The sequence below is a fragment of the Blautia aquisgranensis genome, assembly GCF_040096615.1.
Lineage (GTDB): Bacteria > Bacillota > Clostridia > Lachnospirales > Lachnospiraceae > Blautia_A > Blautia_A aquisgranensis.
The window spans coordinates 1-23,183 of record NZ_JBBMEJ010000056.1; the positions used below are offsets into that span (position 1 = coordinate 1).

A 23,183-nucleotide genomic window follows, 5' to 3' on the forward strand; every position below is an offset into this window, starting at 1 on the left:
GCCTTCATGTGCTCAAACACCTTTGTCCAGGTGTCTGTTCCGCATGAGCCATCTGCAGTAATAGCAACGTTTTTCTGGAATACTTTCAAAGATGTTTCTGTATCGTTTCCGAAAGAACCGTCTACTTCAACACCAAGCACGGCCTGCAGGGAAGATACTGCTGCTCCGGAGCTGCCTTTTTTAATAACCGGAAGCTGAACCTTAATTTCTTTTGTCAGTGTTATTGCACTTGTCTTTTCCACCGGATACACCGCTTTTCCGTTCCAGTCGTAGATGGTGTAGCCTTCTTTCCATTCTTTCTTTGCATTTTCAAGACTTTTATATGCTCCGATCTGGCTCTTACTGTCAGCCCAGGATTTTCTTGTGCGGTAGTATTTATCTACTGTTGCCGTGGTGGTCTTGGCTCCGATCAGCTGCTTGAAACGATTCCAGTCACCCTTGGCCCGGATTGCTGACGGGCAGTTCTTGGCGCATACATCATAATGCTGTACAACTCTGTCTGACGGGATTCCCAGCTGTTTCATGATCTGTTTGCATACCTGGACTGTATTCTGGAATGCTTTCTCGTAATTGTAGCCCTCCTGGACGCACATCTCGATTCCTACCGCATTTCTGTTGTTGACTGTCCCAAACAAACGGCCGCCGTAATTAACTCCTACATGCCACGCGCCACGATCATACGGAAGTGCCTGGTATGCTTCTGTATTATCAACGAATACATGCGCGGAATAGCCTTTAAAATTTCCATCATGCTGAGCCTTTGCGTGTGCTTTTGCATTTGCTCCCTTTGCATAGTTATCTGTGTTGTGAATAACAATATACACCGGTGTCTGACCTGCATAGCTGTTGTTATTGCTGATAAAACTTGTATTGATATTCATAATATCATTCTCCTTCTCTGTCTTAATTGATAATATGCTGTTCAGAATGTTGATGATCTTCTGGCCGTAGTTCTGTCCGGATGCCCAGCCCTGGCCCTTCGGGTTTTCATGCGTGCCGAGATGCTCGACATATTCCGCACAGCCCCTGTTGACATATGTGTAACGCGGATCTACACAACGATTCTGCAGCTTGTCTGTAGAGGCATAAGCCTGCAGATGCTGGATCTGCGCCCGAATTCCTTCCGCTGGTGTCTTAAAACTGTTGCCTTTCATGCCCGTTTTGGTTACACCAAGGCCACAAAAATTGTTCTGATTGAATGTCACCGCAGAATTAGAAAAGGTGAAGTCTCCGGTTTCCAAGCAGGACTGGGCAAAAGCAATATCACCGCGAACTCCTTCGACTGTTCCTTCGGCAATGTATAAAGGAATCATCTTTACTACGGAATCCGGTACCTGCGGATTAACCACCTTAATATAGGTTCTCATCTGTTCAATACTTGCCTGGGATTTACCCATGATTTTTAGCATGTTGTTTCTCCTTTACTGATAAGAAAAGAGGACGATCACTCGCCCTCTGAATCCTCTTTTTCTGTATCGATATTGACTTTATCTTCTACCTGGGACCTCACATGTGTTACAAGTGGAATCAGGAATGCCGGGATTGTCACTCCCATGTCTTTGATATTTTCCAGGATACTGATGATCTCGTTGCAGATGATCCAGATTGCAACAATACAGGCTACCAGGAATGTAAATGGTAATGTGATACCTGCAGTCTGGGACGCATATAAAAGAAGCTGGTCAATGATCGCTCCTACGATTACCAGCAGCCACATACACACCTTTTTCATAATTCCACGGATGCTTTTATATGAGTTGATGTCCTCAGATCTGTATGTGGATGCCATAAGGCCGGTGGCATAGTCAAGGACGTTGCAGGCTACCATAAGGAGTACCGGTACGGTCAATACGCCAAGGATGGAACTGATCAGTGCAAAGATTGCTGTAAAAAATGCTTTAATGTAATTTTCTTTCATTGTTTTTTCCTTTCTCCGGTGTTGCGCCGGCGCAATTCTTAAAATTTAGTATAAAAATAAGAGCCTCCCGGCTCTGCTTTAATTCTTATGTTTCACCTGTCTTTCTAAAAAATGTCAATCACCCAAACGGTAATTGACATTTTTGAATATAAATTTATTTCATTTTAAAATTATCTGTTTCTATTTTGATGTCATCATACAAACATTCTCCATCATTTCCCCACAAAATATTTTTTACACACCCGGTATCTTCAAGCTCTTTCAATGCTGCATAAAACACATTTTCTGACATATTCAGTAATTTTGGTGTAACCTCCATAAAATCAACAATTTCACCATGTGCCTCATTAATAAACGCCTTTAGAATTAACTCTGCTTCTTTGCTCATTATATACTCCTTTCATATCACTGAATAATCTATCATTTTACTCAAAATAAATACATTTTGCTCGAGGAAAAGTTTAAAATTTCATAGGCTGTATTTATGAAATTCATTTTTTCGAATAAATTTAATTCCTTATATTTTTCGAAAACATCTTTTGGGGATATTGGAGTAATATTTTCTTCTATTACTTTCTGCACTCCGGCACCAACTTGAACTGTAATATCATATATAAACCAACCATTTTCATTATAGCATATCATTATATCGTTATCTTCATCTGTTCCTTCACTTCTAACTACTCTACTTGTGCTTTTAATTGTAGCAAAAGGAACCAATGCTCTATCTGATAATCCATAATGTTCGGTTTTATTCTTGTCATAATTGATCTCAAGTTCTTTTGAAACAGCATATATGATTTTTTGTATTTCATCATTATTCATTAGTACATCTCTCTTCATAAATATTACAAAAATTATAACAGATTTTTAATCACTATTCAATCGTTACTAATTAACTATCGCCCTCTTTAGTTAATTAATAATATCAGACATTATGGCAGAATAATTTTTAAAATCAAAAAAACCTATATACTTAATTTTTGTTATCGTGCTTGAACTCATCGCGCTATTTAATACAGCCCATGGCGAAAGTGATGCATCATCAGCCCCTATTAAAGTAAGAACTTGGTTATTTTCAAGATTTCCGATACTTTTAGTACGATTTAGATTGTCTTGTTGATCAGTTAACATAAGAGTTGCTTGTGTTTGCTCAGTATAGGCGGTGTTTGAAGATAAGACCACCACACAAAAAAGTTTCTGTTTTTCTTTTAACGTGAACCTAGGCCCGCTGTAATCAACATCTCCATTATTTTTAAAAGCGTACATAGCATCGCTATATTCATTAGATATATTAGTGCACTCAACATAAGTAATTGCTGTCGGTTTTTTTACACTGTATGTTTCTTCCAGAGTCAAAATTTTATCAATATTGTAACTAACAATATCGTTTTTTAACACCGTTATGTTATTTTTCGCTCCACCATCCTGCAATGCGACTTTCAATGATGATAATATCAATGAATTGGTATTACAATTGCTATTTAAACTTATGATATCGTCCTTAGACGAGTCATTAACGCTAGGACCATACTTTGATGAAATTAAATTAATAACATTTCTGCTACAATTTACAAATTCAGCAAGTACGATTGGTGCGTCGTCCGTAATGTGTGTTCTTATCCCATCTAAGTTAATGTTTAATATATTGTTATTAAAATCCTCGAATATCGCACATTTGTTATATATATCTTGAATCTCTACATTCGATATAGTATTCCTATTACCTTTAAAAAAACAAGAAGAATCAGAATTTTTCCCGCATGATAATATCTTTATATTATCAATTCTGTTATTACTGGATGAAATATATAAACCCTCTTTTTGGCAACCGTTTATATAAAAAGTGTTAAAAGTGTTGTCACTTCTTCCAATATAAACGCCAATTCCTTTAAAATAACTAGCAATTATATTTTGATAATTATTTATCCATCCATTTATCTTTATACCGTTATAACCGCTCTCTATATCCAAGTTGTACAATTTGACATTATGTAAATCACTTGATATGTTGATGAGCCAGTTATCTTTAACCTTTACATCATCTTGTATGTTATATCCCTTTATTATTAAATCATGTATGGATGCGTTGTCGCTACCCTCCGAAAAATTAAATCCATCTCCAGATTCAAAATAAATAACGCTTTTACCATTTCCGACTATTTCTATTCCATTATTCGGAATAATTGATTTCTGAACATAGCAATCAACATCTACTACTATTTTTTTTACATCCTTTTTTAACAGTTCATCTATAATAGTCGTGACATCATAAATTTCATTATCAATTTTTATAGTACTGTCCGTGACATAACTGCTTAGATACCCTTGCTTTTTAGAAATTTCACCTATATCTTCCTTTAGCGAAGCAGCAGTCTCTCTATTTGCATCAATCTGCTTCACCAAACCTGTGTCGTCCATATCATATTCGAGTTTATATTCCAGAGCGAGGGAATATGGAGCTACGGGTTCTATGCTTCCGGCAGAGCCAAAGCCCCGGCATTCCAGGGTTTTGTTCGCCTGATCATAGAGCATGTAGGGCACATGGTTGCTTTCGCTTGTGTATGCAGTGGCGGTGCTGTCTACGGCAAGGTATTGACCTTTTTCTACGGGGATCCAGCAGCGTGCGTTGCCGTTTGCTTCAAATATTATTTTCGTTGTGCTTACTATTTTTATGGTCTCAGCACTGGGCATGTATACAGTTCCTGGATTTTTTTCGAATTCTACAATATAAGCCGAACATTCTCTGTCCAAATTTAATGTACTTTCATTCTCGGCAAAGGTTCCTCTGCTTATTTTTGTTACCACACCTGCTGCCGTAAAGCGTTCATTTAAAATACAAATTCCTTTTGTTTCCGCAACATATTTCGTGGATTCTGATTTCGCCTTTGACCAGATGGAAGCACCTGCACCAAAGAGAGCTTTATGCATATCCGAAGCCTGTTCCCTTACCGCTTCTCCGGCGTTTCCATATTCTTTTCCATCATAGGCAACACGTATATCCTTCAGCTCTGCATCTCCGGTTGTTGAACCATCTCTTAATGCAGTAAAAGCATTCATTCTTTTCTGGATATTGTCCATCTGGGCTTTTGTCTGATTATATAAATGTTCAGCATCGCTACTTATCTGAGCTCCTGAATCTGATAATTTCTTCATGAGATCGTCAACGGAAACCATCATATCCTGAAAATCTTCAACATTGAAATAATCATCCTGTTCCGGATAAGGCATTGCGTAATTCTTTGTTTTCTTCACTGTATTACCTCCGTTCGAAGCTGATCGTATGTTTTTACCTTAAGTTCTTTATAGGTAAAAGGCTTGTATGCACGGTATGTATTATAAATAATGATAACGTCTATAATCTGGTCCAGCGGTACGATTCCTTCCAGCATTTCCCAGATTATTTTTCTGTTCTTATAATGTTTTAACTGCAAAGTAACGGATACTGTTTTCTGCTGTATGTTCACTTCCAGGTTGTATCCATCCCCAAGCATACTCTGCAATCTTTTCTGAAGAATCCTTTCCGTATACATAGTTGGAATACACCATCTTGCAATCACGGCAATTTTTCGTGTTTCCAAATCACTGCTACTTGAAGGCTGGATATTTAATATCCGCTCTCTTCTTTCAATTCCACTTTTCCTGGATTCTTTTACCGTGATATTATCATCCAGTTCCTGGATATGATTCTCCAGTTTTTCTCCAATAATATCCCCAGCTTTAACAGAACACTTGATTTCCCTGATCTGCATCACGGCATCCGGATAGTTTACTTTGACGTGCATGTCAGTTCCCCCTTCACAGGAAGCTTGTTTTTCCCAACTGTATAGTTTTTGGCGGCTCCGTTCAGGGTTGTTCCTGCAACATCCTCTACCCCTGTCACATCCACGATTGCTCTCTCAACCTGCAGAATCCTTACAACCAGATTATCATTCTTCTCCCATTTTTCCCTTACTTCAAGGAAATACTCTTCAACGGCCTGATTGATATATTCCTTAATGTCTTCATAGGCGTATCCGGATTCAAATGTAATTTCTGTATTGATATTTACGGTCTCTTCCTCTGCACCAACCACTTTTACCCTGTGTCCGATTGGAGCAATTCCATCGCCTTCTCCGCTTGTCACCACCGGATCAACGGTATTCTGCACTTCTTTCACAACGTCCTCATCAGGAGTCCGGAAAGAATCTCCTGCAATCATTACCTTGATCTGATCATCTGGTTTTGAAACTCTTTCCAACTTACAGGCCTTTACACCAGGCATTTCATTGATCCTACCTTTGTAATACTCCCTGTTTCCGGCAAAACCTCGATAATTGTAGCTGTTCAGCACTCTTGACCGATACAGTTCGGTATCCTCCTGGTCTTTTCCCTGCAGCCTGCATTTCAGTATCTTTCCCCACTCAAACCCTTCCACAAAAGTTATCGGGTCCAGATCAGATAAAAGGGTATTCGGGCCGCTTCCAGATGTATCACATCCGAGCCTGTATATATGCTTGTTTTCATCAATCACATTGAACACTGTATAGTTGTACTCATCGCAATTCCATCTGCTGCCGATCGGAACTGCACAATTGAACTGAGCTTCAAATTCTGCATAGGTAGCTTCATTTATGAAACATCCGATATCATTTCCAATCCGGATAAGGTGCTCCAGATCTGCCGTATCTGCAAACATGTTCTTTTCTATCCCGGCCATAAACATATATGTTTCTTCCAGCTGAACCGCCTGTTTCGCACAGGCATTATACAGAAGGCTTCCCTCTGATGTATCGATATCGTCCGGCATTTCCTCCATCATGGCTTCCATGATATTTTCAAAAGTCATATCCTCAAACATAGATCTCCGCCTCCTGTTCTCCCAGCGTTGTTATAAGTCTGAATGACAGCATGATCTTTTCATCTTTTTTCACACATTCAAAATCTGTGATCCCTTCTATATACGGATTTACACATAAACACTCCTCCGTCATTCTTTCCAACTCTGAATTTGTATATCCTTCGGAATACTGTTTTCCGATCAGGTCCTCAAACTCCTGTCCATATTCATCTGAATATATATAATATCTGTACCTTGGCGTATGTAATGCGATCCAGCACCATACCATGAGGGCATCTACGCCCTCCACGATCTTCCCGGACAACTGTCCTGTTTTGAAATCAATTCCATACTCTTTCGGAACGTATTCCTCTTCCGTAATATCATCGGATTCCGTATCTGCAAACGGAAACATCATACCGGGTCCACCACCTTTGCAATCAGTACAAATTCCTCAGTATCATTCATCTTCATCAATAAGACTTTATCCCCTTCTTCCAGATGATTAATACCATCTTTAACAGCCAGGTTGCTGCTTACTGAATAGTCACTTTTATTTATTATTCCCGATCCTATTTTTACTCTCCCGTCATGACCCATTATGCCAAATTCCGGCACCTGAGGGTTGTAAAAACGTCCCGCCTTTCTCATCTGCTCAATTAACTCTTCATAAGGAGTCATAGTCCGCTGTACCTCCCTCCGTTAATGATCGCCGTCACTTTCTTTCCGGCCCATTGCCCGATATTAAGCTGCGCTCCATTATTTGTCTCGGAATTTCCCAGGCTTTCAAACTCCACGATCGACACAGCACCGGAATACACATGGCCCCATTGGTTTCCGGCATCATCACCTTTTTCATCTGCTATGATCGCATTGAAGCGTGCTCCGTCTTCCAGAACCACGCTTACAACATCACCTGCGGAACCAAACACCGGACGGAGAGCTATCAGGTAATAGCCATTGATGGTTGCAATACCATTCTTCCCTTGCTTTCCATTATTTCCCCACAGATCTGCGATTATCTTCTGGGTGCTGCCACTGTTCCATCTTCCAAAGAAATAGGTATAGTTTGTGTAGTCTTTTATGATCCCTGTCTGTGCTACAAATCCCGGAACCGCTACGGTTGTTCCGCTTATCACCTCATCGCTTCCTTCGGCCGATTTTGTAACCGGATAATCTATGTAACAAAATCCAAGGACATTCTGATGGGAATCTCTTCTTTTCACATCATCGCCATAGTTGCCTTCAATGCTTGTGTATCCACCAGCACTATTGACACTTTCAACAATTCCAATATGTCCCTGACCACCATAAATTACTAAAGCTCCTTTTTTCGGGGTACTGCCCCATTTTCCGCGAGCCTGGTAGTAATCCCGGACATTAAAACAATAAGCTTCTTTTGCTCCTCCCATGAACAGATCTGCATGTCCACTCTTATTGAAACAGGCCCAGATAAACATGCAGCACCAGGCAGCATCCATTCCATACAAAACCGTAATCTCGTTATGATTGCTTCCAGGCGGATTTTCTCCAATCCCGATCCAGGATCTTGCCTGGTTCAGAACATCTTCCAAAGCAGAACTCTCTGATAAACCAGACAAGCTTGAGGATGTCTGTTCTTCATCCTCTTCCTGCGTGTCCATGATATTCTTAAATTCCAGATCAAGCTTCATCGTATAGGATCCATTTTTCCATTCATGGGAATCACTCTCAATCCAAAATCTCCCTTTCAGTCCTGTCCTGGAATCTTCTATGATCACCCCAAGACCGGAAACACACCGGTAATCCCCTGTTGATGTCAGGCTTGCATTTTTACTGATTCCTTTCAGCTCGTTCATTGCTTCCTGCTTGCCATTACCGGAATCCACAGTGATCGCGCTCTGGAATATTCCATACATATTCGCCCAACGTGTATTGGTAAGGATCCCGATCTTCTTATTTGAGGAATTATATACATACACCCGGTTTACCATATCATCTGTATTCTCGCTGTAAGACGATTCAAGGATCCGTTCACCCTGCTTAATGTGAAATCCCGGGATCGTCTTCCCCTTTTCGATCACTTCCAGGGTATCCCCATTCATCTGGGCAATGTACGGCTTTTTATTCTTCCTGTACACTTTTGTGTATGCAGCCATAATAATTTCATAATATGGCCTTTCCTGGAAAAACATCTTATTTAACACCAGTCCAGTCTTTGCAAGGTTTCTGACATTTATACCGATATCCTTACATACCATTTCCGTAATCTTTTCCGGCGTTTTGTTCCGGAACCGGTATGTCCCGTTGGATCTTAGCAGATGGATCATATGATCCTTTGCCGTATACTGCAGCTCCCCGGCATCTGAACTCCTGTTTCTTTCCGTAACTGCCCCGACAAAATGCACTTTCTGATTGCTATCCGGATAAAATACGATCTTATCTCCAAGCTTGATGTCCAGTGTCTCTACACTTTTATCATTCGGACTGTATGCTACAGAAAACGCAACGGTCCGGGCTGCCTGTCGTGCACTTCCGGACCAGGTAACGCTTGTGACGTATTTGGTTATATCATTCTCTTTCCACTTTAGTTTCATGGTATCACAAGCCTTTCTCCGTCAAAGATCCACCATCCGTTTACACCCTTATTGGCACTGCTGCGGAATCCATGTTTTACTGCAGTCCGCTCGATAATGGTCTTGTTTGCTTCGTAGATTTTGTTCGCATATGATCCGGTTCCATAATATTTCTTGGAAATACTCCACAGGGTATCGTTTCCGGAAACAACATGTACCTTTGCTTTCGTTTTGGACGTTTCCCGTTTCGTTCCCTGCTTTATATTCTTTTTCGTTGTGGAAGCTGCAGTCTTTGATGTCTTTTTCTTTTTTGGTTTTGTGTACTTAGGTGTCCGGTATTCCATCAAAGACAGCTTATATTTGATATCTCCAGTTCCATCTTCCTCCCCATATGAGAAGGAGCTGATCACCACTTGCATATTGATCTTTGTTTTGGTAGCAACCAGACGGAGCGTTTTTTCTTGCCAGGAAAGTATTTTCTTCACATATTCCCATGGACTCTGCTTTTTCTTATATGCTGCAAATGAATAATCCTTATTTGGAAAAAAGGACTCCAGTTCTATGGAACTGAGCCCTCTTTTTCCAAGGATCGTGACATCTCCAAGGTTCTGGACGTTCACGGTTTCATGTCCGGCATCCCTTGTAACGTTATAGGATGCTGGCAGTATCGGAAGCTGTATGGAATCTTTTCCGCATTTCAGCCATATTTCCATCTTACTACTCATTTACGCCTCCTATGCTACCGCTGTCTGCGGAAGATTATCATTGGTTTCTTTTATTTTCTTTACAATTCTTTCCGCGATCCGGTCAATGTCTGCTTCTTCACGAACGATAATGCTGTCTGCCAGTTTCGCTATGGTAATTACTGTACCTTTGTTCTCGGAACGTGCCATTCGGACAGATTCATCATGTGGATATACCCTTGTACCTCTTGGCAGGTCAACGATCTCTCCGCCCTTCTCACTGATCTGTACAATACCGCCCTGCCAGTTATCGGTTCCTTTTGACAGAGCTGGAATCTGCGGAATGTTAAGCCCTTTCCAGCTTTTACCACCAATTCCAAGTACCCAATCCGGAACCGTGAAATGGATAGAATTAATCCTGCTGATCGCACCATTTACAATGGAAATGACTGCATTCATCGGGGTTTTTACAAGGGCTTCCAGCATTCCGAAAGAATTGGAAACAATATCCCTTAAGCCTTTCCATGCTTTTTCCCAGTTTCCAGTGAACACTCCATTCATAAATGTTGTAACTCCCTCAAGAACGCCAAGAAAACCGTCTATATACTGGCTTGCACCTTCAAAGAATATTACAATCACATCCGATCCTTCTGAGAATACAAATTGTACAGCTTTTATAAATCCACTCTCCAGATAAGAGCCTATTTCTGTACACAGTCCTAAAAACGGCTGAAGCTGTGGCTGTACGGTATTCCAGAACGATTCAAACCGTGCAGCTGTTTTTCCAAGCAGAGGACTGATTCTGTCCCAGTTTTTATAGATTAGAAACGCTCCTGCTGCCACAGCTGCTATGCCAATTCCAACCGGCCCTTTCATAATTACTCCAAGAGCTTTAAAACCAGTTTTTCCATCCGTAAGTCGTTCAATTGCTCCACTCAATTTTGCAGAGTCTTTTATCACTCCACCAATTCCAGATGATACCTTCCCGGCTCCTAGCAATACCGGACCGGTTGCTGCAGCCACGGCCGCAAACTTTACAATCGTTTTCTGTGTAGCCGGATCCAGCTCGTTCCAGTGATCTACCAGGGAATCAATCACAGTAATTCCCTGCTCCACATACGGGATCAGCATGGTTCCCACAGGCTGCAGAACATCAACCTGGATCGTTCTCCACAAACCTCCCAGTGCTCCTGTGAGTGTATCATACCTGGTGTTGACCAGCTCCTCCATCGTCTCCTTTGTTTTGTCGATAGCTCCATTGGTTGTTGAAAGCGTTGTAATAACCTGCGGACCTAAATCTTCCCACATATTTCCAAAAAGATTAACCCCTGCCGCACTCTGGGCAACCGGATCATCCATTCCGGCCAGTCCCTGGATTACCTCGTTAAAGGCCGCTTTCGCATCCTGGCCTCCGGCCGCAAATCTTTTTGCCATCTTGTCGGCATTCATGCTGATGGCTTCAAATCCCTGTTTTGTTGTATCTGATCCATCGATCGCGCGGATGGAAAATTCTTTTACCGCATCACCGATCTTATCCAGGTTGAATGCTCCATTTTCCGCTCCATTTGCGAAAATCGAAAACATGTCCTCCGCATCCAGGCCAAGCTTTTGGAACTGTACGGAATATTCATCAACGTTATCAAACAATTCTCCTGAAAAATCCAGGCCATTCTGAGCCCCCTGTGCCATAAGGTTGAATGCTTCTCTTGCGGAAACGCCGAAATTCTTGATCAGGCTGTCTGCTGCCCTGGTGCTTTCCCCGATATCAACATCAAAGGTATCTGCCAGCGTATAAGCGTACTCCGTACACCTCTGCAGTGCAGAATCATCCAGATAGGACATGTTCTGGTCAACTTTTGCCATTGCATCCGCCACATCTCCTATGGATTCTCCAAAGTTATCTTTGTAGACGTTGTTGATCATGTCCTGGTACTTGTCCAGGTTTTCAGTTGCTGTCCCAGTTGCGGCCGCAAACTGCTTGTAAGCATCCTGTGATTCAGAAGCGAACTTTATTGCAGCTGTTCCAGCCGCTGCCATTGGCACAGAAACCGATTTTGTAAGGCTTTCTCCGGCTCCTTCCAAAAACTGCCCTGCATTTTCAAATACACTTCCAAGATTGCCAATTCTTTTTTCCAGATTTTTTGACTGTCTTGCTACTGTCCGTGATGGATCTGAAAATTCATCGATCAGCTTTACTACCGCTGCTACTGTTTTATTTGCCCTGTTCCCTCGCCTCCTCTTTTATGTCTTCGATCTCCTGCATCAAAAAAGCACGGGTGATCATCCGTTCACCCGCACCCATATTGTAATAATCCGAAATTTTCCACTTTTTCAAACGGAACAGTGCGTAAGCAATGCTTGCTTCCCTGTCCGTCCTGATCAGTTTTTTATTTCCTTCTCCTCAGTCTTAAGCCCGGATAAAGCAATAATCTCATCTGCAATGGTTCCGGCTTCTGCCTGAAACAGAATTGCGGCAAGATCTTTTGGAGTCGCAGCATTAAAATGCTCCAGCAAAGCCGGATCTTTTAAATCCGGTTCAACAATTCCATTCACACAGAACATCAGGTTTGTGTCGTAAGCTGCTGAAATATTTCTTTTTCCTTTCTCATCAAACATCATCTGCATGATATCATTGTGCTTCCGACCCGAAACTTCCTGAATCGTGATCTCTGTTTCCTCTCCCAGAAGCTTTGTCAGCCTTGCAGATCGGATCTTCTTTGTTTCCTTTTTCTCTACTGTCTCTTTATCAACTCTGATCAGCTTTTCAATCAAATTCATGTTCTTTACCTCCTGTCAAATAGCATCCAATACATCAAAATCCGAAAAATTAAACGGAATGGACTCTTCGCCCAGCTTTCCGGCTTCCCAGTCTGCAATTGGGATTTCTGTAAAAATACAATCCTTAAGCCGTACACGTTCGCCGCCAAAGGCTTCCGGGTCATCCAGATTGGAGATGATCGTGCCTCTGATTGCTTTTCCTTTCTTGATCGCCTGTGCTGCTCTTTTCAGCCAGTATGATGTCACTTTATTAAGTTTTACAGTTCCTGATCCGCTGATTCCCGTTACTTTATACCCCTTTTTTAAGTTCCTTGCCTGTGTCACTTCTGCGGTATCAAATTTCATTTTTGCCTGAAGTGCAGTGGTTTCTGCCATATAATCAGCATCAATCCACAACTCTCCAAACGTTCCATTAATAACCCTGTCTGGTGTATAACCTTTCCTCGTTAATCCCTCCTCTTATGCCGTGATATTCAGATAGATGTCTTCCATAACATCTGAAATTGTCACAGTTGCTTTGAAATATACTTTTTCATCAGTATACTGTTTCTGCATTTCCTCATCTGACATGGCTTCTGCATCTTCTTTTTTGATCTTTTCATTTTCGATCACATATTTTCGAATTTTCTCCACGTCAAACTTAATGCTGTAATCTTCGATCAGGCCATTTACAAGGATTTCGTCCATGTAGGTTTTGATCGCAGATAACAGAAGACACTTATTGCTGTATGTATTCTGATATTTTCCGATGTAGTTATCCTCGACCAGCTCAACAATATCGTCGTTGAGCATGTCCATAGTCTCTACAACACGGATTTTTTTCCATGGGCTCTGCTTTCCGGTTAAAGTGGTTAACGATGTCACACCCCTTCCAACCTTGATTTTTTCTCCGTCATCAAACAGAACAAGCTTTCCTTCATCAATGGCTGTCTCTACCGCTTTACGATTCAGATTTTCGCAGGCTGTCACATCATCCAGAACAGCAAAGGTCACGGACTGATCACTTCCTGTTCCTGCGATCAGACCGGCAATCCTAGAACAGAACGTTTCTGCTGTATAGCTCTTTCCATCTGCAGTTACTATCTTCGTTGCATAATTTACAATTCCCTCTGTATCTGCTTCTGTTTCCGGTAACACAGCTTTCACTCTGTTACGAGCTTCCCTCTGAGCTTTCACCCAGTCTGTGATCTTCTGTGTCTGGGAATCTTTTTTTGCACTTGGGAAACACATCCAGTCTACTTTCTTCCGCTCAAAATATTTGAAGGCTTTACTGTAATCTGTCTCTGCAGTAGCAAGAACATATACCACAACTTTTTGCGGTGCCGTGTCATTTCCACGGAGTGCCAGGGCAATCTGGTTTTTATTATCTGTCCCCAGCTCCTCCGGGATATCTTCACTTGAAAAAATTGTTACCGGATTCCCACTTGGAACCTTTGCATCTTTGAGCACCATTCCAACAGATCCGTGGTCCAGCCTTTTTACCGAATTCTGCGCCCGCGCCACGAATGTGATGTTCATTGCTGGTAAACCCATCAGTTTCCTACCTCCTGTCTCATTTCCATGTTTTTCATAATTTCACTGTTATCCTCCCTTTTCACCTCATCCCAGAATTCCACTTCAAATGTCACTACAGGGATATTGTTGTTTTCACCTTCAAACATACAGTTTATGTTATCGGTATTCAGTTTCCTGCTGCCAACCTCAAGTTTATAGCCAAAAATAAATTCCATTTTTTCAAAGAATTCCATTGCCGCAAGTTCATCAGGCCGTTTCTGGATAAGGTCAATTTCGATCTCAACGTTTTTGTGAACCGCATTTTTTGTTCTTTCTGAAAACGTCTGTGTCACATAAACAAAAAAAGAAGGTCTGGTATAACCCTCTATTGTGTCTGGTCCGTATATTTTTGTACCGGGATAGGCTTCTTTTAATTTGAGATTTACAGCCTGCTTAATATCTTTAAGAGTCAAATCCTGCATCCTCCAGTATTGAATTTAGAAGCTCCTGGCCGATTGCTTCGGAATATTCTGAACGCTGCGACATATACTTTCCAACCGTTTTCTTTCCTTTTACAACACCAACTTTTTTTCCAGTTCCTGGTATTCCTCTTCCCCTGCGGTTTTTTCGGTTATGAGTAACCATATCGTGGCCCTCTTCATAAAGATGATAATGCGGTGCCTTTGTTGTAACAGCTACCGTATAATTACTTCCGGAGTGAATTACTTTTCCCTGTTGAAAACTTTTTCCTAATTTAACTGGCTCTTTCTTTGAACGCCTGCTTTTTGAATGATGCCCTTTTGCTTCTGTGTTTACTCTTGTTCCAAGGTCCTTGGAAATTCTTTCCGATTCCTTTTTTAGAATTTTTTCTACAGAAGCTGGAAACTGCTTCGACGCCTGTTCCATGGCCTTTGCAAGTTCTCCACTTCCAGTCAACTCAAATTTGATATCCATTGCCTTCAAAAACCTCCTTGCACTGTATCTCAAGAAGTTCATGTCTTTCATCAATATCCAACGGCGGACCTTCTATTGTAAAGATCCTGCCGTGATATTTGATCCTCATATCTGCAGTAATATCATTCCGGAACCGCACATATATCCTGTGAGATACCTCTGGTTTAAGCTTTCCCATAAAGTTATATTCCGAAGATTTGTATGGTTTTACGCTCCCCCAGACGGTCTTATAATCCTGCCAGGATGACTTATCCTGTCCCATCTCGTCTTCTTTGGCTTCAAGGCGTTGGAAAGTGAGCCGCCGGTTTAATTTTCCTGTATAAATCATTTCGCCACCTCACAGAAAATTGATACAGTACATTCCCAGAATAGTTTCTGCTGTTTTATTCATAACATTTTTATCAACCTGCAGCTGGCGGTTATCATACATATCCGCAATGAGCATAAGGACGGCAATCGTAATGTCCTCATGCTCATCCAGCTGCTCCTCAGTCAGCCCCGTATATCCTTTACAAAATTCTACGGCGGCTTTTTTCATAACCAGAATCTCCGTATTGTCTTCTGTCTCCATATCTTCCGGAGATTCCCTGATATGCCGCCATATATCTGCAGCAGTTATTTCACTGATCTTCATATTTCCTCTCCTTTTGCGCCGGCGCAACTTTAAGCGGATGCCATTGTCAATTTTGCGATTTTCTGGGAATCCTCCACTTTTGTATCAATTTCCATCCATGCAACTACGCCTACTGCATGCTGCGTTGCATATTTCTCTCTCAGAACTTCGATATTTGCGTCCTCTGCCACTTTTACCGCTAATCCGGAAAAGTCTCCATAATATACTGCTGTAGCTTTTGCTGCCATCTTTGGCATTGCATCGGAACAATACACATCTTTTCCAAGAAGCGTATATCCCCACCGTGCTGATACATCCCTGTTCAAAAGATAATTGCCATCACTATCTTTTAACTTTCGGATTGCGGTTCTGGTGGCTTTATTCATGATCCATACAGCACCGCTCTGATAAGTATCCGGAATGGACTCCTGTACATCGATCAACTCGTCAGCTTTAACTTTATCTGCTGCCGCTGCTGTAATACCCCGTGTAACTTTCGTAAGTCCTTCAGCTTTTCCGGTTGTTCCGATCAGACACTCATGTTCAATAAATACAGAAATCGCTTTCGCCATATACTGGATAATCTTATTCAGTACATCAAAATTACTGTTATTGATCAGTTTCTTTGAAATCAGCGTCAGTGCTCCTGCAAGGAATCCACCAAGCGAAATACTCTTGAATGTTCCAGATGTACTGGTAAGTTCTGTAAACTCATCCGCATAAGCCATTTTAATGGAACTGGTTTCTTCGTCATAATATGGGATATTGATTGTTCCACCAATGTTATACCGGTCAGCCATACTGTAGATTGGGCAGATTTCTACTACCTTTTCAATGATTTTATTGACAATAGAAGACGGAATCACTGCACCATTGTCCGCATAAGTAAGGTTCACAGCTCTTTCGTTTGTAAGTGTTCCTCTCACATAATCCACAAATGCCCGTTCCTCAACGGTCAGATCATCGTTTTCCCCGTCTTCTTTTTTCTTTCCTCCGGGATTTCCCAGATTTCTGGCTCTTTCTTTTGCTTCGATCGTCTTGTCAATGGCATTGATTTCTTTCTCAATTTCATCAAAACGGGCCTGCTCTGATTCTTCAAAGGCACGTTCTTCTTCCTGGGCCTTATTTAAAATCCCTTCCATTTCTTCTACAAGGGCAGCTCTTTTTTCCTCCAGGTTCTTTAATTCCTCTGCCCTTACCTGCAGGTATCGTCTGGCAGCTACTCGGAATGCCTTTTTATTTGTAATTCTTCCTCTATGACTTTTCATGATTTTCCCCCTAATCTTCTGATGGTAGCTTCATATTTCGAATAATCCACTTTTTCTTTCTGTTCACTTGAGATTACTTTTGTTTCCAGAGTTCTTACCTCCAGTACTTCATTCCCGTCTGCGCGCATCTCGATGGAAGTGCTTGCATAACAGGGAATTTTCCTGTTATCAATAATGGATACTTCTTTCAGATCCATATCCTCAACAAATCTGCGTTTCAGTCCGGAATCGGTATCTTCCTCTTTTGCGGCCCTTTCTATAAATCCAAAGGACCAGCCTCTCAGTTCTCCTTTTTTTGCTTTTTCGATCACTTCCGCGTCTGTAATTTCTGCAATTGCACGAAGCCCGATATTGTCTTCAAACAGCTGCAGATTTGTTTTGGTACTTCCAAGTTCCCTGCTGTAATCATGATTCAACAGGATCTTTATTTCATCTGCGCGTGAAATGGCTCTCTCAAATGCTCCCGGAACAATCTGCTCAATAAACTGTTCCCCGCTTCTGTCCCGGATCGGTCTGCTGTCTCTGGCAACAGCATTTACATAGCCATCAATCGTAACCGACTGCTCTCTGATCTCTATTCTCCTGGGTCATCGCCCCCTTCTTTTATTTTTGTCAAATCTAATGTTTTACTGGTGTTAAGTACAATCACTTTATTGCTTTCCGGATCATACAATCCGTCCTGGAGCCCCAGTTTGATAAATTTCATACCAAGAGGTGGCATATTTTCTTTTTTTCGGACCTCATCTGTCTGAAGAAATCCTTTTTCAATTCCGACACTGTATGCGTTATACCGCTTGTCAATATCACCTTTGATCAGTTCTGAAATATCAAAATCAAAAAAATACATCTGTTTTTCAGATTCCAGCAGCATTGCCCGGTTTAATGCAGTCCGAAACTCTGCCAGCAGGTTTGAAAGCTCATATTTAATGAAATTTTTTTCATCCTGTTCTCCGGCATTGCCACTTAAAAGCGATGGAGGGATCCCAATTACTTTACAGATCTCATCCCCATTCGTCTTTTTATTTTCATTCAGCTGCATTTCTACAGATGTATTGGACGCTTCCTGAAAATCAAGGCCTTCATTCAGGATCACCACACTCTCTGTATTGTTTGAATAAAGATTTCTCCATGCTTCTTTCAAAGAATTGATTGCCTGCTGCGACAGTCTTCTCGGAGACTTAATAAAGCCCTTCTTATTACCGCCTGTTGCAACAAGGGTTTCCTCAAATTTCATGGAGTTATACGCCACACTAAGAAGCTGCTTGTTTTCTTCAATAAGGCTTTTCCCCTGTGCCCCATCCTCCGTATTTCTCAGAAGGCGTACAAACTGATATGGCCTGTACGTGTTTCCCTGTACTAAAATGTCATAATCTTTAAATATCACATCCGGATTCTGGTTAAAACTTATGTTTTTTTCTGCCACATACCTGAGAGAACGTACTTCGTTCCTGACTTTATCTATGTAAATATAACCGCCTCTCCCAAGAAAATAATCCAGAACAACGGCCCGTTTCATCTGATAAGCATCCAGCGTATCCCCTGTTTCAGAATTCAGTAATATCGTTCGCCTGTCATCCGTCACTTCTGTGATCCTGTCATCTTCCCGTTTATACAGCTTTATTGGAACTGCTGCCATTGTCCCTGCGATCTTATTCAGGCATCCGGCCAGGGACGGAATATTCATTGCTCCTTCCCTTCCAATACTTTCTCCTGATAACCAGGCTCTTAAAATAGCGGCATCTACTTCCGGTTCCAGATCCGGATCCGCACGTTTTTTCCGTTTCCAAATTTCCCTTGATATCCCTCCTATGCTGTTTGTGCAACAAAATTGTCGCCATTTAATAAATATTGCTGTAAGAGATACATCGCATTAATCAATGCAACTACCTCATCTACCTTACCTGTGGATTTCTTTTTGTTGACATATTTGTTTAAGTTTGTGTCTTCTGTACATCTTGCATTCTGAAAGTTAATTTCCAGAAGCCGGTTTTCCTCATACCGGAATACCTGCTGCAGGATCAGCTCTTTCAACCATTTTGTTGGCTGATGCAGGACGGAACTATGCTGTTTGATTTCCACACACTCCAGCCCTTCTGCTTCCATTTTCTGGACACTTGAAATTGCATTGTAGCGGTCATATCCAACCTGTTCCACAATTACTCCGTATTCTTCTTCCAGCAGATGTATCACATAATTTTCCACTACACTGTAATCAATTACTTCCTCACCACATGCAATACACTCCCCTTTACTGATCATTCTCTGATAATTCACATGTTCTTTCTGGGTTTTTATGTTAATTTTCTCTTTTGGAATAAATCCCATTACCCTAGCGTAAATATATCCGTTATCTTCTGTCACCATCGCCACCGCAGTATTATCATCCGTCTGGGAAAGATCTACTCCAACCCATACCTGACGGCCATTCCACCACTGTGGATCTGGTTGGATCCTGCACAGTTTCACTTTCTGAATATCTATATAACCTTCCACACCAAGTCCCTTATAGAGAATATTGTTATGCTTGCAAAGATAATTTTCTCTTTTATTCTCATAAAGGACTGCTAAAGTACGTTTCTTTTTTATCTCATCAAAAATATATTGATGGGATACTGCAACCGGATTGCTCTGATAAATCGCACGATCATCAGTCTGCCAGGCTTCTCCCTGCTTCAGATCATCATCTGGTTCGTAAAGCAAAGCAAAATATCGCCGATCATCCAGCAGACCGTCCAAAGTCTTTTTCGCAATGTCAATTTCATCGATCATCACGTTATTATCGTTGGGATACTGTGTACTGATTATAATTCCAAGTTTATTAAACAAGGTAATCTGTGAAGATCTCATTGCTTCTACCGGATAATCATCCAATGCTCCTGCTTCATCTGCCAGATACGCATTTGCCAGTTTTCCATCCATTCCATCCTGGCTATATGCAAGTGGCGTATACTCATTTTCGTTAAGCAGGCATATGATCTGACTCCTCAAAACCTTAAATGCAGGTTCATCCTCATCGTATAATGCTGGCGAAACTTTTATAATTTTTCGGATAGCATTTTTCAGTTCCGATGATAACTGCAGATCCGGCGCAACAGAAAAGAACCGGGAAAAATCCGGTTCTGTAAGCATCAGCAGGATAAATATCACTGCCGAATTGAATGTTTTAAAATTTTTTCGTGCAATTTCAAGAAGAATCGTTACATAAAACCGGCTTCTTTGTTCTGAATTCCGGCAATATGTGCATAGCCCGGCTACGATCATAAACCACGCATAATCCTCCAGGCCATCATAAATACTGCATCTAAGATCCGGGTGGACCATTAATTTTAGTAATTTGCATATTTTTTCATACTCCTGTTCATCTACATAAGCGTCCTCATCATTCCCATCCGCAATATGTAACCAGCTTTCTGCCTGTTTTTTAACATATTCCGGGACTTTTCCTTCCTGCTCCGTGGAACACCATACGGCATATTTGTATGCTTTTCCTTCTTTCATCCGCCCAACGCTTCTTTCAGTGGATTGGTTTTCTTTTCCGGTTTCTTTGGAACAGATCTAAGGGATGCCGCGATTGTCATAACATTTTCCTTCTCAATCTCGGCCAGCATCCTTCTTTTTGCCTGGATCTGCCGGTCCATAGATACCAGACTTTTCTGCATGGAAGCTTCAATGCCATAATATTCTTTCCGCGTCAGTTCTCTGTTGATAAGCATATCGTCTTTTTCATTCTGAAACTCACATAACTGTTTATAAAACTGGTCTCTTTTTTCCTCAAATTCCTTCGTTTCTGCATATAAAATGCAGTATCTGTTTATCACAGCTCCATACATATCATCGAATTTATTGATCTTTTCAAGAAGCTTTTTCAGTCGAAGAAATTCTTTATGTGCAATCTCATTGTCTTTTACTTCCTGTCGCTCTTTCAGCGGAATCCCTGTAAGCAGAGCCTTTTCTGCCTGTTCGCGCTGCCGGAGCTCTTTCTTGGTTCGGTGTGATTTTCCTTCCATCCGAATAATATCTGCCGATTTTGATGCTGTTGGCATTGCGCTCCCTCCTTCCGTCAAAAATAAAAATGCTGATGTGGGAATTTATTATAAATCTGTGAGCATATGTGGTCGTAAAAAAGTCAAAATTTTCAGATTTTTTTAGGCGGGGGGGGATTACATTTCATCCTCCTGCTGCCTGGCAATCTCTTTCAGTTCCGCCTGCGATATCTTCCCGGCTTCGGCCATCTCATGATGCCTACCACATAATGAAACAAGATTGTCATTGTCAAGCCTTCCGTCCCAGTCTTCTGCTATCGGTACAATGTGATGTACTTCTATTTCCCTGTTATTATATTGCTGTGTGGTTCCGTACAGCTTTCGCATACAGATCTGGCACAAATATCTGTCCCGCTCTCTGATCTCCAGGCTCTTTCGCTTCCATGCCTCGGTGCTTCGAAAACTATTCTGCTTTGTCCGTATCTTCCTGCGTACCGGCTTACTGCTGCACTGATATTTACTATCATGAATCCGGCCGCAATATTTGCAACTTCTTAACATATCTTATCCTTTCATAAATAGCGGGAGATGGATTTGAACCATCATTTCAGACTTAGGAGATCTGCAAGTTTCCATTACTTCATCCCGCGTTATTTGATGGACATTCTGGGACTCGAACCCAGGACCGACCGGTTATGAGCCGGTTACTCTGACCTGCTGAGCTAAATGTCCGCATATAGAAAGGCACCCCGAAGGGTGCCTTAATTATTCTGCTTCTTCATCTAATATCTTAAAACTGTAATCTCCACAAGGATATACCATAATTTGAGCATTTCTAATGAAAACTTTATCTGAACTATATTCGACATCTTGTGTCTCAAAAAATATTTCAATATTTCCAAAATTCAATTCAGCAGCCATTATAGCTCCCGATTCATCCTCAATTAAAGATATACATTTCATTTTATATCTTCTATCTTTTTGGAGTTTTTTAAACTCATCCCTACTATACTCCATTTGTTTTACTGGTAATTCTTGATTTTCTCTTTTGACACACGTTTGCATAATATCTTCTATTTTTTCAACAGATTCTTCTGCAAACTTTAAATATTCAATCAAAACATTATCTCCCTTAGATAACGCTTCTAATTTACCATTAAGACATCCATGTTTTTTTGCTAACTTAAATTTCATATTGTTTCTACTCCTTTTTATTTTCTTTAAAGTAGAAACATATCAACTGGCTAAATATGTTTCTTGATTACTCAATTATCGATTTTTTTCTTTTTCTGGTTCAGGACCTGGACCAATCCAAATACGAAAAGCGCGCTTTCCATGATCCTTGGCATAATCCCGAGTACCATCCTTGCGTGTAATCCATGCGCGGAAAATATACATAGAATCACCCTCCTTTTGACAATTCACTCTTGTCAAAGGGTAAATTCAGTGCTACAATGCAATTGTCTAGAAAGTATTGTAACCAGTTAACAAACTGAGTTTACTCTTTTCACAAGAGCCAAGCATCTCCTGGTGCTTGGTTTTTTGTATGTATAAAGCCTTTCGACTTATACAGCTTTAAATAAATCAAGCATTTTTTCCTCGTAGTCTGTATAATGCCCTATTCCATTATATAGCCAACTTCGATAATACCAATATGCATATTTGGCAGCCTGATTACTAAGGTCAAAAGTAGTCCTTATTGCATCCGGGGTAACATTCTCTATGAAATTGTCAATCAGTGGTGGTGGCGCAAGTGCATATTTTGCAAAAAAATTTGCCTCTGCTTCTTCCTCTTCTCCATCTTTAATATGTCCCATAGCATAATGACCAATTTCATGCATTATAGTTTGGTTGATTCTCCCATAACTTTCACACGAATCATTATAAAAAATAATCCATTCTTGACTCTGAGAACTGCCAATTGAAAATCCATCTTTGCTTTCACGCATTGCTGCAATTCTCTTTTCCTCATTTAAAGCAGAATATGGAACAATCTTAATTCCCATTTTCATAGCCATTTCAAATGCACTAATTGGAATACATCTGATTCCATATAGAGAAAAGGTATCTATTGCTACCCTCTTAATCTCTTCATACTGTTCATTTTCCAGACGCATA

At 41.0% G+C, this 23,183-nt stretch carries 27 protein-coding genes and 2 tRNA genes; all 29 read right to left on the reverse strand.

The genetic code is table 11. The features are described 5' to 3' along the window. Nucleotides 1-1,409 (reverse strand): N-acetylmuramoyl-L-alanine amidase (locus tag WMO28_RS17200; protein ID WP_435376783.1); only part of this gene is annotated, 1,409 nt, incomplete at its 3' end. A gap of 35 nt (nt 1,410-1,444) precedes the next feature. Next, nucleotides 1,445-1,918 carry a phage holin family protein gene (locus WMO28_RS16825; protein WP_349057712.1) on the reverse strand — a complete coding sequence of 158 codons (474 nt, stop codon included), beginning with the start codon at nt 1,916-1,918 and terminating at the stop codon, nt 1,445-1,447. Nucleotides 1,919-2,072: 154 nt separating this feature from the next. After that, the gene (locus WMO28_RS16830; RefSeq protein ID WP_129975729.1) at nt 2,073-2,306 is read right to left on the reverse strand and encodes a hypothetical protein; all 234 of its coding nucleotides are present in this window, start codon (nt 2,304-2,306) and stop codon (nt 2,073-2,075) included. Between the two features lie 41 nt (nt 2,307-2,347). After that, complete coding sequence (locus tag WMO28_RS16835) at nt 2,348-2,743, reverse strand: hypothetical protein (protein ID WP_349057713.1); 396 nt, start codon at nt 2,741-2,743, stop codon at nt 2,348-2,350. Between the two features lie 90 nt (nt 2,744-2,833). Next, nucleotides 2,834-5,173, reverse strand: a complete 2,340-nt coding sequence (locus WMO28_RS16840; protein WP_349057714.1) for a hypothetical protein — start codon at nt 5,171-5,173, stop codon at nt 2,834-2,836. Next, on the reverse strand, nt 5,170-5,703 hold the full coding sequence (locus WMO28_RS16845) for a putative phage tail protein (protein WP_349057715.1): 534 nt from the start codon (nt 5,701-5,703) through the stop codon (nt 5,170-5,172). The genes WMO28_RS16840 and WMO28_RS16845 overlap by 4 nt, the downstream gene beginning before the upstream one ends. Further along, entirely contained in the window at nt 5,688-6,758 is a 1,071-nt protein-coding gene (locus tag WMO28_RS16850; protein ID WP_349057716.1) for a baseplate J/gp47 family protein, read from the reverse strand. Before WMO28_RS16850 ends, WMO28_RS16845 begins: the two co-directional genes overlap by 16 nt. After that, nucleotides 6,751-7,155 (reverse strand): DUF2634 domain-containing protein, encoded by a 405-nt coding sequence (locus WMO28_RS16855; RefSeq protein ID WP_118514824.1) that lies wholly within the window; start codon nt 7,153-7,155, stop codon nt 6,751-6,753. The genes WMO28_RS16850 and WMO28_RS16855 overlap by 8 nt, the downstream gene beginning before the upstream one ends. After that, nucleotides 7,152-7,418 carry a hypothetical protein gene (locus WMO28_RS16860; protein WP_118514826.1) on the reverse strand — a complete coding sequence of 89 codons (267 nt, stop codon included), beginning with the start codon at nt 7,416-7,418 and terminating at the stop codon, nt 7,152-7,154. The genes WMO28_RS16855 and WMO28_RS16860 overlap by 4 nt, the downstream gene beginning before the upstream one ends. Beyond that, nucleotides 7,415-9,313 (reverse strand): CHAP domain-containing protein, encoded by a 1,899-nt coding sequence (locus tag WMO28_RS16865; protein ID WP_349057717.1) that lies wholly within the window; start codon nt 9,311-9,313, stop codon nt 7,415-7,417. Before WMO28_RS16865 ends, WMO28_RS16860 begins: the two co-directional genes overlap by 4 nt. Beyond that, nucleotides 9,310-10,017 (reverse strand): LysM peptidoglycan-binding domain-containing protein, encoded by a 708-nt coding sequence (locus tag WMO28_RS16870; RefSeq protein WP_349057718.1) that lies wholly within the window; start codon nt 10,015-10,017, stop codon nt 9,310-9,312. The genes WMO28_RS16865 and WMO28_RS16870 overlap by 4 nt, the downstream gene beginning before the upstream one ends. 9 nt (nt 10,018-10,026) lie before the next feature. Continuing rightward, nucleotides 10,027-12,057: a phage tail tape measure protein gene (locus WMO28_RS16875; protein ID WP_349057719.1), complete on the reverse strand. Its 2,031-nt coding sequence runs from the start codon at nt 12,055-12,057 to the stop codon at nt 10,027-10,029. A gap of 297 nt (nt 12,058-12,354) precedes the next feature. After that, nucleotides 12,355-12,753, reverse strand: coding sequence for a phage tail assembly chaperone (locus WMO28_RS16880; RefSeq protein WP_118514836.1), 399 nt, complete (start codon nt 12,751-12,753; stop codon nt 12,355-12,357). A 15-nt stretch (nt 12,754-12,768) separates the two neighbouring features. Then, on the reverse strand, nt 12,769-13,170 hold the full coding sequence (locus tag WMO28_RS16885) for a phage tail tube protein (protein ID WP_349057746.1): 402 nt from the start codon (nt 13,168-13,170) through the stop codon (nt 12,769-12,771). Between the two features lie 42 nt (nt 13,171-13,212). Further along, complete coding sequence (locus tag WMO28_RS16890) at nt 13,213-14,286, reverse strand: phage tail sheath subtilisin-like domain-containing protein (RefSeq protein ID WP_349057720.1); 1,074 nt, start codon at nt 14,284-14,286, stop codon at nt 13,213-13,215. Then, nucleotides 14,286-14,720 carry a phage tail terminator family protein gene (locus WMO28_RS16895; RefSeq protein WP_349057721.1) on the reverse strand — a complete coding sequence of 145 codons (435 nt, stop codon included), beginning with the start codon at nt 14,718-14,720 and terminating at the stop codon, nt 14,286-14,288. The genes WMO28_RS16890 and WMO28_RS16895 overlap by 1 nt, the downstream gene beginning before the upstream one ends. Next, the gene (locus WMO28_RS16900; protein WP_349057747.1) at nt 14,710-15,201 is read right to left on the reverse strand and encodes an HK97 gp10 family phage protein; all 492 of its coding nucleotides are present in this window, start codon (nt 15,199-15,201) and stop codon (nt 14,710-14,712) included. The genes WMO28_RS16895 and WMO28_RS16900 overlap by 11 nt, the downstream gene beginning before the upstream one ends. Beyond that, nucleotides 15,185-15,529, reverse strand: coding sequence for a phage head closure protein (locus tag WMO28_RS16905; RefSeq protein WP_349057722.1), 345 nt, complete (start codon nt 15,527-15,529; stop codon nt 15,185-15,187). The genes WMO28_RS16900 and WMO28_RS16905 overlap by 17 nt, the downstream gene beginning before the upstream one ends. 9 nt (nt 15,530-15,538) lie before the next feature. After that, nucleotides 15,539-15,835 carry a head-tail connector protein gene (locus tag WMO28_RS16910; RefSeq protein ID WP_129975699.1) on the reverse strand — a complete coding sequence of 99 codons (297 nt, stop codon included), beginning with the start codon at nt 15,833-15,835 and terminating at the stop codon, nt 15,539-15,541. A gap of 29 nt (nt 15,836-15,864) precedes the next feature. Continuing rightward, a complete protein-coding gene (locus WMO28_RS16915) occupies nt 15,865-17,082 on the reverse strand; it encodes a phage major capsid protein (protein ID WP_349057723.1) in 1,218 nt (405 codons plus the stop codon). Continuing rightward, the gene (locus tag WMO28_RS16920; protein WP_118514852.1) at nt 17,079-17,660 is read right to left on the reverse strand and encodes an HK97 family phage prohead protease; all 582 of its coding nucleotides are present in this window, start codon (nt 17,658-17,660) and stop codon (nt 17,079-17,081) included. The genes WMO28_RS16915 and WMO28_RS16920 overlap by 4 nt, the downstream gene beginning before the upstream one ends. Further along, nucleotides 17,657-18,766 (reverse strand): phage portal protein, encoded by a 1,110-nt coding sequence (locus WMO28_RS16925; RefSeq protein ID WP_274603115.1) that lies wholly within the window; start codon nt 18,764-18,766, stop codon nt 17,657-17,659. The genes WMO28_RS16920 and WMO28_RS16925 overlap by 4 nt, the downstream gene beginning before the upstream one ends. Nucleotides 18,767-18,888: 122 nt before the next feature. Beyond that, nucleotides 18,889-20,580 carry a terminase TerL endonuclease subunit gene (locus WMO28_RS16930; protein WP_349057724.1) on the reverse strand — a complete coding sequence of 564 codons (1,692 nt, stop codon included), beginning with the start codon at nt 20,578-20,580 and terminating at the stop codon, nt 18,889-18,891. Further along, a complete protein-coding gene (locus WMO28_RS16935) occupies nt 20,577-21,125 on the reverse strand; it encodes a hypothetical protein (protein ID WP_118514858.1) in 549 nt (182 codons plus the stop codon). Before WMO28_RS16935 ends, WMO28_RS16930 begins: the two co-directional genes overlap by 4 nt. Nucleotides 21,126-21,242: 117 nt before the next feature. Continuing rightward, nucleotides 21,243-21,626: an HNH endonuclease gene (locus tag WMO28_RS16940; protein WP_349057725.1), complete on the reverse strand. Its 384-nt coding sequence runs from the start codon at nt 21,624-21,626 to the stop codon at nt 21,243-21,245. A gap of 18 nt (nt 21,627-21,644) precedes the next feature. Beyond that, nucleotides 21,645-21,715: transfer RNA gene (locus WMO28_RS16945), tRNA-Arg, on the reverse strand. Between the two features lie 8 nt (nt 21,716-21,723). Beyond that, nucleotides 21,724-21,797, reverse strand: a tRNA-Ile gene (locus tag WMO28_RS16950). Between the two features lie 33 nt (nt 21,798-21,830). Continuing rightward, nucleotides 21,831-22,259 carry a hypothetical protein gene (locus tag WMO28_RS16955; protein WP_349057726.1) on the reverse strand — a complete coding sequence of 143 codons (429 nt, stop codon included), beginning with the start codon at nt 22,257-22,259 and terminating at the stop codon, nt 21,831-21,833. A 371-nt stretch (nt 22,260-22,630) separates the two neighbouring features. Further along, a complete protein-coding gene (locus WMO28_RS16960) occupies nt 22,631-23,182 on the reverse strand; it encodes an ImmA/IrrE family metallo-endopeptidase (RefSeq protein ID WP_349057727.1) in 552 nt (183 codons plus the stop codon). Nucleotide 23,183: the final 1 nt, after the last annotated feature.